This is a genomic window from Clostridium sp. 10cd* (assembly GCF_044336395.1).
GTDB classification, from domain to species: domain Bacteria; phylum Bacillota_I; class Bacilli_A; order Erysipelotrichales; family Erysipelotrichaceae; genus Clostridium_AQ; species Clostridium_AQ innocuum.
The window spans coordinates 1,843,162-1,858,705 of record NZ_CP172347.1; the positions used below are offsets into that span (position 1 = coordinate 1,843,162).

Consider the following 15,544-nt stretch of genomic DNA (forward strand, 5'->3'; position numbering starts at 1 on the left):
GTTATAATCTACAAGAAAGCAAGGAGGTGTTTCTATGAAACTGTCTGAAAAAATCCAGTTACTTAGAAAAGAAAATAGTTACTCACAGGAAGAACTAGCGGCTATCTGTAATGTGAGCCGACAATCTATTTCTAAATGGGAAGCTGATATTGCGCTTCCAGAAACAGAAAAATTGATTATATTGAGCAATTTGTTTCAAGTAACAGTTGATGTCTTGCTAAAAGATGAACTTTCAATCAATGGAACAAGAGAAGTCTATACTTGTGGGAATAATGCTATCAGAAAAGAGAGAGCAAAATTATATGAGGGTGCGTTGATTAAAGAAAGCATAAATGATGAAACCCTTTTGGATTATATTCGGGTTCATAAAGTTGAATTATGGAATACTGGTGGAGTACCCAAATATTGGACTGTTATTTTTTTTACATCCAGCGTTCCAAATTTCCCGGAATTAGCTTCCAGAGCTTTAATAGCAGACCATGAAAAAGGTGTAAATTGGTTTGTTGACTTCAAATGCAATAATACAAAATATATCGTTTTCAAAAACAAAATATTGAAATATACCATTGGAAATGAAGAAGAAAAAGCTATTGTTTGTAATGAATGTAGAATACAAGGAATTTCAGATAATGAAATGAATTGGAGTGAATAAAACAGTTTAATATGAGGGAAAAAATATGTCACGCTATTATGGAGAAGTAATCAATCTAAGCCTTAGAGATATTTCTATGCTCAAAAAGTTTAAAATAGTTGATATAAAAAAGCGTTTCTTAGGGTTAGTTAAAATTTATACTGTAGAACTTCCAAGTAAAAAAATTGAGGAAATAGCAAAGGATTTTCAATCTAATATGAGTACAAGTCTAAAAAAAGAATGGTATATTACCTTTCACAATAGGGAAAGGGTTATTGTCATTTTCCGTACAAGAATATTTGACTTATCTGGAAAAGGTATTACACCTATTCATGGAAAAATGCTTGATATATCCCATGCAGAAGATAAAGAAAATTGGAATGAACTGATTAGCTATGCAAAAAAATTAGGTGTTCCCAATAGTCAATGCGATTTTTTACCAGAAGATTTTTCCAAGAGAACATATTAGGTATTGCAAGCAATGCGTTTGATATATTCAAAAGTAATCCTAAGACCATAAATTTGTGAGATTTTACAAATAAGCGTAGAGGGAGGTAATAGTTCAATGAGAGTTTTACAGTGGATATGTTGTCCTGTTTGTGGAAATAAAACACGATTGCAGATACAAGCAGATACAGAATTAAAAAATTTTCCTCTTTATTGCCCTAAGTGCAAGCAAGAAAGTTTAATTGACGCAAAGAACTTTTAGATAACAGTTATTAGAGGGTTAAATGTTAAGGGGAAGAATTTATTAACAGAGTACCCTGTTTGAATTATTCAATCAAGACAGTATATCATTAAAGAGCCAGACGCACAGACGCAGAGCCGACAGATTTGTGAGAAATCACAGTTTGTCGGCTATTTTTCTTGAAAATGAAATACCAAAAGTATGCCAGAAGATAATCATAGGGTAGCAGTCTAAAGTGCTGTCCTTTGTATTATATAAAGCAACTGTAAACCATGCACCGCCCTTTGTGGGAGAAAGGGGGAATTTCTATGGCTTGTACAGAAGCATACAAGGAACACATCATGTATTCTTTCAATGGCTTTTGCAAAGTCGTCATACGCTATGCTGCTATCAACGCATGGCGCGACAGGAACAGGCGGCGGCAAAGAGAAATATCCTTTGAATACCTCACAGAAGAAAAGTTCTACCCTCTAAGCACATCAGACGAATTTCTCAAATCACCTTACGAACAATACCCCGTTACAATCTGTGGTCAGACAATTATCCTCACCAATGGGGAACTTGCCGCCGCCCTGTTATCCCTGCCAGAGAAAAAGAGGGAAATCATTTACCTTTACTTTTTCGGGAATTACACACAGCAGGAAATCGCGGATTTATACGGGCATTGTAAGAGTACGGCATGGCATTACATACACAGCGCATTACAGATGTTGCAGAAAGAAATGGAGGGATTTTCACATGGGGAATACTAACCTTGTGCCATATGAAACCATTGTCCGGGCGACAAACGGCGAGCCGGAAGCCGTGGACGAGGTTTTACGGCATTACAGCAAACGAATACGCTTTGCCGCCCTTGAAAACGGGCACGTCAACACAGACACCGAGGACAGCATAAGACAACGGCTTATCACTGCCCTGTTCCAGTTCCGCTTTGACTGAAAAGGCAGCATGACAGGAGGTGAGGTTTGTCGGGAAAATAGCCATGCTGATATTCAATGATACCGAGGAAAAAGCGGTTGAGAAAGCCATAGCCGCCCTTGCCGATATGATACCGCTGGAAGCCATACAGCCGCCCCACTCCCCGGCACTTATTTTTCCGGGATTGGAAATAAGGCTGCACCAACGTCGGGTACTGAAAGACGGGATTGACGTTTCCCTCACCCGTCTGGAATACGGCGCACTCTGCTACCTTGCCGCCAGTCCGGGGAGGGTATTCACAAAGGCGCAAATCTTTGAAGCCGTGTGGAGCATGGAGAGTGAAAGCTGCCAGTCAAACGTGGCAAATGTGATATGCAATCTACGGAAAAAGATAGAGCCGGACAGCCGCCGCCCCACCTACATAAAGACCGTTTTAGGCATAGGCTACAAGTTTACTTCCGGGGAATAACAACAGGATAACCGCCGCTATTGGCGAAGATACGAAACAGGAAATCAAGGAAAAAGGTTTCCTGTTTTTTTACGCCCATTTTGTCTGTTTCCGGCTTTTCTGCATGGGAAAATACCGCCGCAAAATTGGCAGAATCCACCCCGCGCAAGCCGGGGGAAATCGGAAAAAGCCAGCACAGCGGAATCCGTCAGTTACTAAGAGCAAGATTCTACCACAGTACCAAATTTCGCCTACCGGCTCATTTTGTCCTATGGGAATCTTGTTGGGGTTGCCACCCCAAGCCCGCCTTTTTGCGGCTTGCGCCGCTTATAATTACCGCCGCTTTTGCAGCGAGTGAAAGGAGGTTCACAGCCATGAAAAGATACAACACGCCACACCGAAGCCGGGTAATCAAGACACGCTTGACCGAGGAAGAATACGCCGAATTTTCCGAGCGTGTTTCCCTCTGCAAAATGAGCCAAGCCGAGTTTATCCGGCAAGCCCTAATCAAATCAAGTATACGCCCGGTCATTACCGTTTCCCCGGTCAATGATGAACTGCTTTCTGCCGTTGGGAAGCTAACCGCCGAGTATGGAAAAATCGGCGGCAACTTGAACCAGATTGCCCGCTGTCTGAACGAGTACGGCGCACCCTATAACGCCCTCTCCCAAGAGGTACGAGCCGCCACAGCGGAGCTTGCCGCCTTGAAGTTTGAAGTCTTGCTGAAAGTAGGTGAAGCCGTTGGCAACATTCAAACATATCAGCTCTAAAAATGCCGACTATGGGGCGGCTGAACAGTACCTAACTTTTGAGCATGACGAGTTTACCATGAAGCCCACACTGGACGGAAACGGGCGGCTTGTTCTCCGTGACGATTACCGCATATCTTCCCTTAATTGCGGTGATGAAGATTTTGCAATCGCCTGTATACGTTCCAATCTGAAATACGGAAAGAACCAAAAGCGGGAGGACGTAAAGAGCCACCATTATATTATCAGTTTTGACCCCCGTGACGCACCAGACAACGGCTTGACCGTAGACCGGGCGCAAGCGTTGGGCGAGCAGTTCTGTAAAGAGCATTTCCCCGGACATCAAGCGTTGGTATGCACCCACCCGGACGGGCATAACCACAGCGGAAATATCCATGTGCATATCGTCATAAACAGCTTGCGGATTGCCGAAGTTCCGCTGTTGCCGTACATGGAAAGACCAGCCGACACAAGGGAGGGCTGCAAGCACCGCTGTACAGACGCAGCTATGGAATACTTCAAAGCGGAAGTCATGGAGATGTGCCACCGGGAAAACCTCTATCAGATTGACTTGCTGAACGGGAGCAAGAACCGCATTACCGAGCGTGAGTATTGGGCGAAACGGAAAGGACAAGCCGCACTGGATAAAGGGAACGCTTCCCAAGCCGTCACAGGAGAGCCGCCCAAGCAGACCAAGTTTGAAACCGACAAGGAGAAGCTACGGCGCACAATCCGAGCCGCCCTGTCCTCTGCCGTTTCCTTTGAGGATTTTTCCGGGAAGCTGCTACAACAGGGCGTGACCGTCAAGGAGAGCCGGGGGCGGCTATCTTATCTCACGCCGGACAGGACGAAGCCCATCACCGCCCGGAAATTAGGTGATGATTTTGACCGTGCCGCCGTGCTGGAAGCACTCACCATAAACGCACAGAACGCCGCCAGAGCTGCCGAAAAGCCCATATCCAAACAGGAATACCCCCGCAGCATAAAAGACCGCTTACAGCATGGCAAAGCCGCTATAAACGCACCGAAACAGGACAGCGTACAGCGCATGGTAGACCGGGAAGCCAAGCTAGCCAAGGGCAAGGGCATAGGATATGACCGCTGGGCGGCTGTCCACAATCTAAAGCAAATGGCGGCTACCATGAGCGTTTACGAGGAATCCGGCTTTTCTTCCCCGGAAGAACTGGAAGCCGCCCTTGCCGCCGCCAGCGCGGAGCTGTCAAACGTCCATGCGGAACTGAAAGCCGTGGAAAGCACTTTGCGGGAGAAAAAGGACTTACAGAAACAGCTATTGGCGTACATCAAGACCAAACCCGCCCGTGACGGACTGAAAGCACAGAAAACAGAAAAAGCCCGCAGGAACTACCGGGAGCAGCACGAAAGCGATTTTATCATAGCCAAAGCTGCCACCCGGTTTTTTAAGGCACAGGGAATCCAAAAGCTGCCAGCGTCCAAGACCTTACAAGCGGAGATTGAGCAGCTAATGAGGGAGAAGAACAGCCTTTACAACGAGTACCGGGAAAAGAGGGAACGCACAAAGGAATTGCAGACTGTAAAAAGCAATATCGACCAAATCTTACACCGTGAGCCGGAACGGGGAAAGGGGCGGGAAAATGAACGGTAAACGCCCCTGCATGGACTACCCACAGTACAGAGCCGCCCGCCGCCTTGTGCATGAGTGCTGTAACTACGATAACGGCAACTGTATTGTGCTGGATAACGGCGAGCCTTGTGTATGCGTCCAGAGTATCAGCTATTCGCTTCTCTGCCGCTGGTTCATTGCCGCCGTGCTTCCCCTTGACTGGTAACTGGAAGCCGCCCTACTCCACCGGGCAGAACTGAAACGCTGTACCGAGTGCGGCGGTCAGTTTCTCCCAAAATCCAACCGGGGGAAATACTGCCCCGATTGTGCCGGACGCATGAAAAGAGCCAGAGCCGCACAGCGCAAGCGGAAACAGAGGGGGAAATGTCACGCTTTAGAAAATACAGAACCCCCGTAAATCAAGGCTTCCCGGCTACTGCTCAATGGGTATGTGATACATTTATCCTTTAACCACGGAAAAGCCGTTTTAAATGCGTAACAGAAGCCACAGACAGGAGGTGAAAACCATAACCGAATACATTACAGCCAACACCACAATGCCGCCCTTTTTCCCCTATCCCCGATTTCTGCTGAAAATGGACTTGTCACAGACTGCAAAGCTGCTCTATGCGCTGCTCCTTGACCGTTCCACCCTCTCACAGAAGAACGGCTGGCAGGACAATGAGGGCAGGACGTATATTGTCTACCCCATAGCAGAGATAGCGGAAATACTGGATAAAAGCACCATGACAATACAGAACTCCCTAAAAGAACTGGATATTGCCGGGCTTTTGGAGAGGGAACGCCGGGGATTTTCCGCGCCGAACCGCCTTTATGTGAAAGTGCCGGAAGTAGTAAAGGTTTCTTTAGATATGACACAAAGAAATCTTGATGTCAGCCCTAAAGAAAACTGTACATCAGACACAAAGAAAACTTTACCTATGATACAAAGAAAACTTTACCCTAACCAACTAAATATAAACAAACTAAAAGAGAGCCAACGAATGGGAGCGAGTGGAGAGCCGCCCGCGCCCTATGGCAAATACCAGAATGTTTTCCTCACTGAAAGCGAATATGCGGAGCTGAAGCAGGAATACCCGGACTGCCTTGAACGGCTTATCGAGGAAATGAGCCGGTATATTGCTTCCAGCGGGAATGATTATGTGAGCCATGCCGCCACGCTTTACAGGTGGGCGGACAGGGAGAAAAAGGAGAACCCGAAAAAGGGAATCCCCGATTATTCCTACAAGGAGGGCGAGAGCCTTTGACAGCAGAGATACAACGCCCTGTAAACAGGGCGTGGAAAAGACCATGAACAAGGAGGACGATTTTATGAGCGATTATGACAACGCTATTTTCCGGCTTGCCAGAGAAACAGAACCAGAGCCGGAGGACTACACGGGCGAGGACGGTCTTTTATACTGCGGGAGCTGCCGCCAGCCCAAAGAAGCCTACTTCACCGAGGGAAAAGGGCTTTTCGGACGTGACCGCCACCCCAAAGAATGTGACTGCCAGCGCAAACGCCGGGAAAAGCAGGAAGCTATCGACCGGGAACGCAAGCACCGCGACACCGTGGAGGAATTAAAACGCCGGGGATTTTCCAGCGCCGCCATGCGCCAGTGGACTTTCGAAAATGACAACGGCAAATGCCCCCAAATGGATAAGGCTTTATTCTATACGGCGAACTGGGAGGAAATGAAAGCGGAAAATATCGGCTATCTGCTATGGGGCAAGGTAGGCACAGGCAAGAGCTATTTCGCCGGGTGTATCGCCAACGCCCTTATGGAGCGTGAGATTTCCGTGTGCATGACAAATTTTGCCTTGATACTCAATGACCTTGCCGCCAGCTACAAGGGCAGGAACGAATACATAGACCGCCTTTGCCGCTTCCCTCTGCTTATCCTTGACGATTTCGGCATGGAGCGCGGCACGGAATACGGGCTTGAACAGGTTTACAACGTGGTTGACAGCCGATACCGAAGCCGGAAGCCGCTAATTGTCACAACGAATTTGACGCTGGAGGTATTACAGCACCCGGAGGACACCGCCCATGCCCGGATTTATGACCGTCTGCTTGAAATGTGCTGCCCTGTCTGCATTACCGGGGAGAACATCAGGAAAGCCACGGCACAGGGGAAAATGGAACGGTTAAGGGGGTTGATGAACGGAAAGGAGAGCCTATGAACCATGACACCAGCAAGACCAGCCGCACCGCCGCCCCTCTGGACGCGAAGCCCGACCTTGTGAAGCGGATAGGGAATACCACCTTTGACATACATATCCATTTCAGCGAAACGAGCCGGGAAACCTTTACGGACAAGGTAGTGCGGCTTATTGAGAATGACAAGGACAGTGTAACCAACTGAAAAGAAGATACACTTTTTCTTATTCCCTACTTGACATTACCAAAAGGAAGTATCGTGGTTGAGTGTGGAAATGCTTTGATAAAGCATAAATATCGCATTAAGATTTTCAATACAATCAATTTTAAGAAGTCTATGCACTACAATCCATTTGCTTATATTCATTCGGAAAAAGATATTTTAAAGCTTGTTACAGCTCTTATTGCCAATACAAAAGGCGATGGAAAAGCCGGTGATGAGTTTTGGACGAAAGCTGAAACACTTCTTTATTGTGCTTTGATAGGATATATCCATTATGAAGCACCGATTGAAGAACAAAACTTTTCTACGCTGATTGAATTTATCAATGCCATGGAAGTAAGAGAAGATGATGAGGACTTCCAAAATCCTGTGGATTTAATGTTTGAAGCATTGGAAAAAGCAAAGCCAAATCACTTTGCAGTCAGGCAGTATAAGAAATTTAAATTAGCTGCCGGAAAAACTTCAAAATCTATATTGATTTCTTGTGGGGCAAGACTTGCTCCCTTTGATATTGAAGAATTAAGAGAAATAACCGCTTATGATGAACTTGAACTTGATACTTTAGGAGATCAAAAAACAGCTCTGTTTTTGATTATGTCAGATACAGACGGAACTTTTAATTTCTTAATTTCAATGATTTATACGCAGCTTTTCAATCTGCTTTGTGAAAAGGCAGATGATAAATATGGCGGTAGATTACCAGTTCATGTAAGGTGTTTGATTGATGAAGCTGCTAACATTGGTCAGATACCAAACTTAGAAAAATTAGTAGCAACAATACGAAGCCGAGAAATATCTGCTTGTCTTGTATTACAGGCACAATCGCAGTTAAAAGCAATTTATAAAGATAACGCAGATACGATTATCGGTAATATGGATTCAAGAGTGTTTTTAGGTGGTGCTGAACCTACCACATTAAAGGAGTTAAACCAAGCACTTGGTAAAGAAACGATCGATATGTATAATACCTCAGATACAAGAGGAAACAGTCCATCATACGGAACAAATTATCAAAAGTTAGGAAAAGACTTGATGACCGTTGATGAATTATCGGTTCTTGATGGTGCGAAATGTATTTTGCAATTAAGAGGTGTGCGTCCTTTTCTTTCAGATAAATACGATTTAACACAGCACCCAAATTATAAATTAACTGCTGATTATGATAAGAAAAACATATTCGACATTGAGAAATTCTTGAATCGCAAATTAAAACTGAAAAAAGATGATGTCTATGAAGTTATAGACGTTGATAAAGAAAGCTAAACCTATCCGCTTAAATAAGCAATCACGATAGGTTTATTTTTATGCCTACTTGCACAAGACAAACTGACATGGTTAATGAAGAAAAGATAAGGTTAATTTGTGCAACTGGCGAACACAAAAAGAAAATAGTTATAAAAATGGAGGAAAAGAAACTATGGAATTTTTTACTAGCGCAGTTACAGTATTACAAACATTAGTAGTAGCACTTGGTGCAGGTCTTGGTATCTGGGGAGCAATCAACTTGCTTGAAGGTTATGGTAATGATAATCCGGGTGCAAAATCACAAGGAATGAAACAGCTTATGGCTGGCGGTGGTGTAGCACTTATCGGTACTGCATTAGTACCACTTCTTTCAGGATTGTTCTAAGAGAAGGAGGTATAGCGTTTGGATGGCATACTCGAACAGATAACAAATTGGCTAAAAGAAATGCTTGTTGGTGGCATTATGGATAATCTGTCGGGGATGTTTGATTCAGTCAACCAACAGGTTGGCGAAATAGCAGTAGAAGTGGGAATGACTCCAGATGCTTTTTCACCTGGAGTCTTTTCCATGATTCGTAATGTATCCGAATCAGTCATTATCCCGATTGCAGGATTGATCCTAACCTTTATTGCTTGCTATGAGCTGATACAGATGATTATTGACCACAATAATCTTGCCAATTTTGAAACATGGATATTCTTTAAATGGATATTCAAAACTTTTGTAGCTGTCATGCTGATAACTAACACATTTAATATCACGATGGCAGTATTTGATGTAGCACAACATGTAATTGAATCAAGTGGAGCGATTATATCTGGAGATACCGCAATAGATCTGGGAACACTCGACGCATTAGAAGAAACACTTATGGAGATGGAACTTGGACCGTTACTTGGATTATTCTTACAATCCTTTATCGTACAGATTACCATGTCTATTTTATCTATCATTATTTTCATTATCGTTTATGGAAGAATGATTGAAATTTATTTAATGACTAGCTTAGCTCCTATTCCGCTATCAACATTTGGAAACAGAGAACAAAGTCAGATAGGACAGAATTATTTGAGGTCGCTTTTTGCTTTAGGTTTTCAGGGATTTTTAATCATGATATGCGTAGGTATTTATGCAGTACTCATTAGTGAACTTACCTTTAGCGATGACATTATCATGTCAATCTGGGGAATCATGGGATACACTGTGCTTCTTTGTTTTACGCTATTTAAGACAGGAAGTTTATCAAAGAGTGTATTTAATGCCCATTAAGATGGTGCATGATGAAGAAATACAAAGTGATTTATGCAGATTTACCATGGAACTATCGAGTTAGGAGCAAAAAAGGAAATGGACGCAAAGATTGTGCTTTATTTATGTGGATCACATTTCCACATCTTGAAAAGGAGGTAGTATAACTTGGGAGTAAGAGTACAAGTTCCTCGTGATTTAACACGAGTGAAATCAAAGATTTTATTCAATCTGACAAAGCGACAATTACTCTGTTTTGGTTCGGCGGCTCTTATAGGACTGCCGACTTTCTTTTTACTCAAAGAAACAGGAAATGTAAGTTTAGCGGTAGTAGGTATGATGATTATCATGCTGCCATTATTCTTTCTTGCGATGTATGAAAAAGATGGTCAGCCATTAGAGATAATTGCCAAACATTATATTGAAACGAAGTTTATTAAACCCAAAATTAGACCTTATAAAACGGATAATTATTATTCTGCTTTGATGAGGCAAAAAAGACTGGAACAGGAGGTAGAGGCGATTGTTTTCAATATTTCAAAAAAAGAAAAAGGCAGAAGAAATAAATCTGCCAAACAATCTCACAAAAGCACAGCAAAGAGAGATTAAAAAGCTAATTGAAAAAGCAAAAAAAGATGATGGAGTTCCTAAAACTGCACAACAGTCAATTCCATTTCAAAGAATGTTTCCCGATGGAATTTGCAGGGTTAAAGATAACTACTATACAAAAACTTTGCAGTTTCAGGACATCAACTATCAGCTTGCTCAGCAAGAAGATCAAGAAGCTATCTTCTTTGAATGGTGTAGTTTTCTTAATTTCTTTGATAGCTCTATTCACTTTGAACTTTCATTTATGAATATGAGTACAGACGCTGAAAGCTTTGAAAAGAATTTATCCATTCCCCCACAGGACGATGATTTTAATTCTGTAAGAAATGAATATTCACAGATGTTGAAATCAAGACTTGCTCAAGGAAACAATGGATTAACTAAAACAAAATATTTAACATTCGGTATTGAAGCAAAATCCATGAAGCAGGCAAAACCAAAGCTTGAGCATATTCAAATGGATTTACTCAATAATTTTAGAAGGCTTGGTGTAAGTGCCAGAATGCTTGATGGTAAAGAAAGATTACAGCTTATGCATTCAATTTTTCACATGGGAGAAATGGAACCGTTTATATTTGATTGGGATATGCTTGTTCCATCTGGTTTATCTGTTAAAGATTTTATCGCACCAACTTCCTTTGCATTTGAAGGAAATCGTGAATTTAGAATGGGTGAATTATATGGTTCGGTATCTTTTTTAGCAATTACTGCTTCAGAATTATCCGATACAGTCTTAAAAGAGTTTCTAGATATTGAATCTTCACAGATTGTATCCATTCACTTACAGTCAGTCGATCAAACAGAAGCCATTAAAAAGATTAAGCATACGATTACAGAACTAGACCGTTCTAAGATTGAAGAACAGAAAAAAGCAGTTCGCTCAGGTTATGACATGGATATCATTCCATCGGATTTAGCCACTTATGGTAAAGATGCAAAAGCATTGCTTCGAGAACTTCAAAGTCAAAACGAGCGTATGTTTTTAATCACATTTCTAATCTTAAATACAGGAAAAACAAAGCAAGAGCTTGATACAACTATCTTTCAGATGAAATCATTAGCTCAAAAGCATAACTGCATTTTAAGAAGGTTAGATTATCAGCAAGAAAATGGACTTATGAGCAGCTTGCCACTTGCTAATAACTTGATTGAAATTGAAAGAGGACTTACCACATCAAGTACAGCAATCTTTGTTCCTTTTACAACACAAGAATTATTTCAAACAGGAAATGAAGCTTTGTATTATGGATTGAATGCGTTATCCAATAATTTGATAATGGTAGATCGTAAAAAGCTGAAGAATCCTAATGGCTTGATACTTGGAACGCCGGGTTCGGGTAAATCATTTAGTGCAAAAAGAGAAATTGCCAATGCATTTCTTGTAACGGACGATGACATTATAGTGTGCGATCCCGAATCAGAATATACAGCTTTGGTACAACGATTTAAGGGACAGGTTATTAAAATTAGTCCTAGCAGTACGCAATATATCAATCCAATGGATATTAATGCTAACTATTCAGAAGAAGATAATCCGATTGCTTTAAAAGCTGATTTTATCTTATCACTATGTGAACTCATTGTTGGTGGTAAAGAGGGATTACAGCCGATTGAAAAGACAGTAATTGATAGATGTGTTCATCAGATTTATCAAAGGTACTTTGAAAATCCTGTACCAGAGAATATGCCACTTCTTGAAGATTTATATCATGCTTTATTAAAACAAGAAGAAAAAGAAGCTCATCATGTTGCAACAGCACTAGAAATCTATGTAAAAGGTTCACTGAACTTGTTTAACCATAGAACCAATGTCGATATCAATAATCGTTTGGTATGTTATGACATCAAAGAACTTGGAAAACAGCTTAAGAAAATTGGAATGTTAGTTGTACAAGATCAGGTATGGGGACGAGTTACTGCAAATCGTAGTGCTGGTAAAGCAACACGATACTATATGGACGAGTTTCACTTGCTTCTAAAAGAAGAACAAACAGCAGCTTATTCCATCGAAATTTGGAAAAGGTTTCGTAAATGGGGTGGAATACCAACGGGAATCACGCAAAATGTCAAAGACTTGTTATCGAGTCGAGAAATAGAAAACATCTTTGAAAACTCAGATTTTATCTATATGTTAAATCAGGCTTCAGGTGATAGAGATATCTTAGCTAAACAATTAAATATCTCCAATCATCAATTATCCTTTGTATCTCAATCTGGCGAGGGAGAAGGTTTATTGTTTTATGGAAATGTCATTTTACCATTTGTCGATAGATTCCCTACGGATTTAGAGTTGTATCGCATTATGACAACAAAATTATCTGAGGTAACACAGAAGCCGGAGGTGTAGCTGATGAAAGTAAAAACTACACGAGTGAAATTTAGCGATGATGATCTAAATAACAGTAAAGTTAAAAAGTCTTATCAAACCGCAGAAAAATATGCTGATAAATCCGATAAGATGAAGAGAAAAATCATTACAGATGAAGATAAGTTTACGCAAAGAAAAGCAAAACTTCGTCATGGAACACTTGAAATAGCCAATGAAAATATCAAGACACCATCTAAGATGAAACGAGTTATTAAGACAGGTGCTGTAACTGCTGTTTCTAGTAGCGTTAAAAAAGGTTTATCTCAAAATAAAGATGAAAATGTAGGTGTTGATTCTGCAAGACAAAGTGAAAGTATGGCTGATTCTGCTTTAAGGGGTGCAGAGCATATTCATCATAATCACAAAATTAAAAAATATGTGAAAGCTGAAAAGTTAGAGAAAAAGGCAGATAAAGCCAATATCAATGCTTTGTTTGAAAAACAAAAAGCAGATGATTTAACTTCAACCAATCCATTTTCAAGATGGCAACAAAAACATGCTATTAAAAAAGAGTATGCAGCAGCTAAAGCCGGTAAAGGTGCAACAACTACAAAAGAAGCTGCCAGTACAGCGAAAAAAGGTACAAAGAAGATTACAGATAAAGTAAGCAGTTTTGTATCGAAACATTCGCATACAATTTGGATAATACTTGCTTTTGGTTTGATATTTATGATTTTATCTGGAGCATTATCTTCTTGCTCAGTAATGTTTCAAGGTGGATCTAATATGGTGGTGGCAACTTCTTATACTGCTGAAGATGAAGATATTATCGGAGCTAATGATGATTACAAAGCAATGGAGGCGAATCTGCAATCAAAAATCAATAACATTGAAAGTACGAAACCCAGATATGATGAATACCAATATCACTTAGATGAAATCAATCATAATCCGTATGAGTTGACATCGTATCTAACAGTAAAGTTTGAAGATTATACAAGAGCTGAAGTACAAGATACTTTAAAAACCTTGTTTAATAGGCAGTATGACTTTAGTACCAGAGAAGAAATTCAAATTAAAACAAGAAAAGAAACTAGAACCGGCACAAGAGATGTTATTGATGAAGAAACTGGCGAAGTAAGACAAGAAGAATATGAGTATGAAGTAGAAGTTGAATATGAGTATCGTATTCTTCATGTGAATTTAAAAAACAATGGACTTGGTGTTGTTATTACAGGTATGGGAATGAGTGAAGATGAAGCTGAGCGATATGCGGTTTTGTTACAAATAAAAGGCAATCGCTCTTATTTATTTGAAGATGACATCTATTCTAATTCAACCGGACCTTATACCGATTATGACATTCCGGGTGAAGCATTAACAGATGAGAAATTTGCCAAGATGATTAAGGAAGCTGAAAAGTATTTAGGTTACCCGTATGTATGGGGCGGTTCATCGCCATCAACGAGTTTTGATTGTTCTGGTTTTGTATCATGGGTTATTAATAATTCAAATAATGGTTGGAGTGTAGGCAGATTAACAGCTAATGGCCTAATGAATATCTGCGACATTATTCCACCAAGTGAAGCAAAACCGGGAGATCTAATCTTCTTTCAAGGAACTTATGATACAGCAGGAGCTTCGCATGTTGGTATTTATGTAGGAAATGGCATGATGATTCATTGTGGCAATCCGATTTCTTATGCTTCGATTGAAGTAGATTACTGGCAACAACATTTTTATTGTTTTGGACGATTACCTTAAAGGAGGACATGATGATAACGAAATTAGATAAGATTAAACAAGATTTAGAAAAAGCTTGTAAGAAGCGTGATGAATGGGATTTAAAAGCAAAAGAGCTTGAGAAAAAATATAAGGAAACTGAAAATACTATGATTCACGATATGGTTCATGCAGCAAATATTACACCGGAACAGTTAGCAAAGCTTATTGAAAAAGCCAATACAACTGTTCCTCATCATATTACGGAGGGAAATACAGATGACAATTAAAAAGAGATTTTTAGCACCACTGATGGTTATCTTTATTGCGATGGGAATGTTAATTCCTACAACAGCTTATGCGTATGCAAGTGATTCGCCACCTGCTGAAGAAGTAAAAAAAGAAGAAACTACTGAAGAAGAAAAGAAAGAAGAAGCAAAACCTGAAAATGCTTTAACACCAGAGGGTAATTTGACACTTGTAGATGATGTAGATCCAAGCTCAAGCACAGGAAAACAGTTTGTAACGCTTGTGTCAAAAAATGGGAATTACTTTTATTTAATCATTGATAGAGATGATAAGGGTAATAGTACAGTCCATTTCTTAAATCAGGTTGATGAAGCTGATTTGATGTCTTTAATGGAAAAAGATGATGTAGATAAACTACAAGCTGAACTTGAAAAAGAGAAAGAGCCAGCTCCTACAGAGCCAGTAGAAGAAAAGGTTGAAATCATTGAAAAACATGAAGAACCGGAAACGATAAATTTATTTCCGATTGTTTTACTTGCAGTTGTAATTATCGGTGGTGGAGTATTTGCATTTATTAAATTTAAGCAGAAGAAAAAGGCTGAGGAAACAAAACCGGATCCTGACGCTGATTATGTAGATGATGAATACGATGAAGAAGATGATGAATTAGAATACTTCGATATTGAAGATGAAGAAGAATCAAAGGAGGAAAACAAAGAATAAAAAATATGGCAGTCTTAATGGCTGCCGGTACATAAAAAA

At 40.7% G+C, this 15,544-nt stretch carries 18 protein-coding genes and 3 pseudogenes; all 21 read left to right on the forward strand.

Features of this window, described 5'->3' with window-relative positions:
• The first annotated feature begins 34 nt into the window (after nt 1-34).
• The 21 genes and pseudogenes from ACG3M1_RS09055 to ACG3M1_RS09155 all read left to right on the forward strand — a co-directional run bounded on the left by ACG3M1_RS09055 (nt 35) and on the right by ACG3M1_RS09155 (nt 15,505).
• Nucleotides 35-652 carry a helix-turn-helix domain-containing protein gene (locus ACG3M1_RS09055; RefSeq protein WP_120436717.1) on the forward strand — a complete coding sequence of 206 codons (618 nt, stop codon included), beginning with the start codon at nt 35-37 and terminating at the stop codon, nt 650-652.
• 25 nt (nt 653-677) lie between these two features.
• On the forward strand, nt 678-1,100 hold the full coding sequence (locus ACG3M1_RS09060) for a hypothetical protein (protein WP_016219458.1): 423 nt from the start codon (nt 678-680) through the stop codon (nt 1,098-1,100).
• A 96-nt stretch (nt 1,101-1,196) separates the two neighbouring features.
• Nucleotides 1,197-1,340 (forward strand): cysteine-rich KTR domain-containing protein, encoded by a 144-nt coding sequence (locus ACG3M1_RS09065; RefSeq protein ID WP_395815215.1) that lies wholly within the window; start codon nt 1,197-1,199, stop codon nt 1,338-1,340.
• 287 nt (nt 1,341-1,627) lie between these two features.
• Entirely contained in the window at nt 1,628-2,071 is a 444-nt protein-coding gene (locus ACG3M1_RS09070; protein ID WP_251353684.1) for an RNA polymerase sigma factor, read from the forward strand.
• Nucleotides 2,058-2,258 carry a helix-turn-helix domain-containing protein gene (locus tag ACG3M1_RS09075; protein ID WP_395815218.1) on the forward strand — a complete coding sequence of 67 codons (201 nt, stop codon included), beginning with the start codon at nt 2,058-2,060 and terminating at the stop codon, nt 2,256-2,258. Before ACG3M1_RS09070 ends, ACG3M1_RS09075 begins: the two co-directional genes overlap by 14 nt.
• A 43-nt stretch (nt 2,259-2,301) precedes the next feature.
• The gene (locus tag ACG3M1_RS09080) at nt 2,302-2,706 is read left to right on the forward strand and encodes a winged helix-turn-helix domain-containing protein (RefSeq protein WP_120389322.1); all 405 of its coding nucleotides are present in this window, start codon (nt 2,302-2,304) and stop codon (nt 2,704-2,706) included.
• Between the two features lie 353 nt (nt 2,707-3,059).
• Nucleotides 3,060-3,455: a plasmid mobilization protein gene (locus ACG3M1_RS09085; RefSeq protein WP_395815221.1), complete on the forward strand. Its 396-nt coding sequence runs from the start codon at nt 3,060-3,062 to the stop codon at nt 3,453-3,455.
• The gene (locus ACG3M1_RS09090) at nt 3,427-5,058 is read left to right on the forward strand and encodes a relaxase/mobilization nuclease domain-containing protein (protein ID WP_395815225.1); all 1,632 of its coding nucleotides are present in this window, start codon (nt 3,427-3,429) and stop codon (nt 5,056-5,058) included. The genes ACG3M1_RS09085 and ACG3M1_RS09090 overlap by 29 nt, the downstream gene beginning before the upstream one ends.
• A pseudogene (locus ACG3M1_RS09095) lies at nt 5,048-5,434 on the forward strand (cysteine-rich VLP domain-containing protein). The gene ACG3M1_RS09090 and the pseudogene ACG3M1_RS09095 overlap by 11 nt, the downstream one beginning before the upstream one ends.
• A 73-nt stretch (nt 5,435-5,507) precedes the next feature.
• A complete protein-coding gene (locus tag ACG3M1_RS09100; protein ID WP_395815228.1) occupies nt 5,508-6,284 on the forward strand; it encodes a replication initiator protein A in 777 nt (258 codons plus the stop codon).
• A 64-nt stretch (nt 6,285-6,348) separates the two neighbouring features.
• Nucleotides 6,349-7,200 (forward strand): ATP-binding protein, encoded by an 852-nt coding sequence (locus ACG3M1_RS09105; RefSeq protein WP_395815435.1) that lies wholly within the window; start codon nt 6,349-6,351, stop codon nt 7,198-7,200.
• Nucleotides 7,197-7,382: a transposon-encoded TnpW family protein gene (locus ACG3M1_RS09110; RefSeq protein ID WP_016303740.1), complete on the forward strand. Its 186-nt coding sequence runs from the start codon at nt 7,197-7,199 to the stop codon at nt 7,380-7,382. The genes ACG3M1_RS09105 and ACG3M1_RS09110 overlap by 4 nt, the downstream gene beginning before the upstream one ends.
• A gap of 30 nt (nt 7,383-7,412) precedes the next feature.
• Nucleotides 7,413-8,663, forward strand: a pseudogene (locus ACG3M1_RS09115) (VirD4-like conjugal transfer protein, CD1115 family); the annotation flags it as partial.
• A 154-nt stretch (nt 8,664-8,817) separates the two neighbouring features.
• Complete coding sequence (locus ACG3M1_RS09120) at nt 8,818-9,030, forward strand: Maff2 family mobile element protein (protein WP_395815231.1); 213 nt, start codon at nt 8,818-8,820, stop codon at nt 9,028-9,030.
• Between the two features lie 18 nt (nt 9,031-9,048).
• Complete coding sequence (locus tag ACG3M1_RS09125; RefSeq protein WP_395815234.1) at nt 9,049-9,915, forward strand: VirB6/TrbL-like conjugal transfer protein, CD1112 family; 867 nt, start codon at nt 9,049-9,051, stop codon at nt 9,913-9,915.
• An 11-nt stretch (nt 9,916-9,926) separates the two neighbouring features.
• A pseudogene (locus ACG3M1_RS09130) lies at nt 9,927-10,043 on the forward strand (adenine methyltransferase); the annotation flags it as partial.
• A 19-nt stretch (nt 10,044-10,062) separates the two neighbouring features.
• The gene (locus ACG3M1_RS09135; protein ID WP_395815237.1) at nt 10,063-10,503 is read left to right on the forward strand and encodes a PrgI family protein; all 441 of its coding nucleotides are present in this window, start codon (nt 10,063-10,065) and stop codon (nt 10,501-10,503) included.
• Nucleotides 10,463-12,850 (forward strand): VirB4-like conjugal transfer ATPase, CD1110 family, encoded by a 2,388-nt coding sequence (locus ACG3M1_RS09140; RefSeq protein ID WP_395815438.1) that lies wholly within the window; start codon nt 10,463-10,465, stop codon nt 12,848-12,850. The genes ACG3M1_RS09135 and ACG3M1_RS09140 overlap by 41 nt, the downstream gene beginning before the upstream one ends.
• Before the next feature lie 3 nt (nt 12,851-12,853).
• The gene (locus tag ACG3M1_RS09145) at nt 12,854-14,575 is read left to right on the forward strand and encodes a C40 family peptidase (protein ID WP_395815240.1); all 1,722 of its coding nucleotides are present in this window, start codon (nt 12,854-12,856) and stop codon (nt 14,573-14,575) included.
• An 11-nt stretch (nt 14,576-14,586) separates the two neighbouring features.
• Nucleotides 14,587-14,823 (forward strand): DUF4315 family protein, encoded by a 237-nt coding sequence (locus tag ACG3M1_RS09150; RefSeq protein ID WP_395815243.1) that lies wholly within the window; start codon nt 14,587-14,589, stop codon nt 14,821-14,823.
• Nucleotides 14,813-15,505, forward strand: a complete 693-nt coding sequence (locus tag ACG3M1_RS09155) for a DUF4366 domain-containing protein (RefSeq protein WP_395815246.1) — start codon at nt 14,813-14,815, stop codon at nt 15,503-15,505. Before ACG3M1_RS09150 ends, ACG3M1_RS09155 begins: the two co-directional genes overlap by 11 nt.
• The last annotated feature ends 39 nt before the right edge of the window (nt 15,506-15,544 follow it).

What these genes read in the sequence shown, in the direction of transcription:
- ACG3M1_RS09145 (WP_395815240.1), top strand. Translation starts at nt 12,854, where the DNA reads ATGAAAGTAAAAACTACACGAGTGAAATTTAGCGATGATGATCTAAAT.
- ACG3M1_RS09085 (WP_395815221.1), top strand. Translation starts at nt 3,060, where the DNA reads ATGAAAAGATACAACACGCCACACCGAAGCCGGGTAATCAAGACACGC.
- ACG3M1_RS09080 (WP_120389322.1), top strand. Translation starts at nt 2,302, where the DNA reads ATGCTGATATTCAATGATACCGAGGAAAAAGCGGTTGAGAAAGCCATA.
- ACG3M1_RS09100 (WP_395815228.1), top strand. Translation starts at nt 5,508, where the DNA reads ATGCGTAACAGAAGCCACAGACAGGAGGTGAAAACCATAACCGAATAC.
- ACG3M1_RS09110 (WP_016303740.1), top strand. Translation starts at nt 7,197, where the DNA reads ATGAACCATGACACCAGCAAGACCAGCCGCACCGCCGCCCCTCTGGAC.
- ACG3M1_RS09070 (WP_251353684.1), top strand. Translation starts at nt 1,628, where the DNA reads ATGGCTTGTACAGAAGCATACAAGGAACACATCATGTATTCTTTCAAT.
- ACG3M1_RS09055 (WP_120436717.1), top strand. Translation starts at nt 35, where the DNA reads ATGAAACTGTCTGAAAAAATCCAGTTACTTAGAAAAGAAAATAGTTAC.
- ACG3M1_RS09075 (WP_395815218.1), top strand. Translation starts at nt 2,058, where the DNA reads ATGGGGAATACTAACCTTGTGCCATATGAAACCATTGTCCGGGCGACA.
- ACG3M1_RS09060 (WP_016219458.1), top strand. Translation starts at nt 678, where the DNA reads ATGTCACGCTATTATGGAGAAGTAATCAATCTAAGCCTTAGAGATATT.
- ACG3M1_RS09105 (WP_395815435.1), top strand. Translation starts at nt 6,349, where the DNA reads ATGAGCGATTATGACAACGCTATTTTCCGGCTTGCCAGAGAAACAGAA.
- ACG3M1_RS09155 (WP_395815246.1), top strand. Translation starts at nt 14,813, where the DNA reads ATGACAATTAAAAAGAGATTTTTAGCACCACTGATGGTTATCTTTATT.
- ACG3M1_RS09065 (WP_395815215.1), top strand. Translation starts at nt 1,197, where the DNA reads ATGAGAGTTTTACAGTGGATATGTTGTCCTGTTTGTGGAAATAAAACA.
- ACG3M1_RS09150 (WP_395815243.1), top strand. Translation starts at nt 14,587, where the DNA reads ATGATAACGAAATTAGATAAGATTAAACAAGATTTAGAAAAAGCTTGT.
- ACG3M1_RS09120 (WP_395815231.1), top strand. Translation starts at nt 8,818, where the DNA reads ATGGAATTTTTTACTAGCGCAGTTACAGTATTACAAACATTAGTAGTA.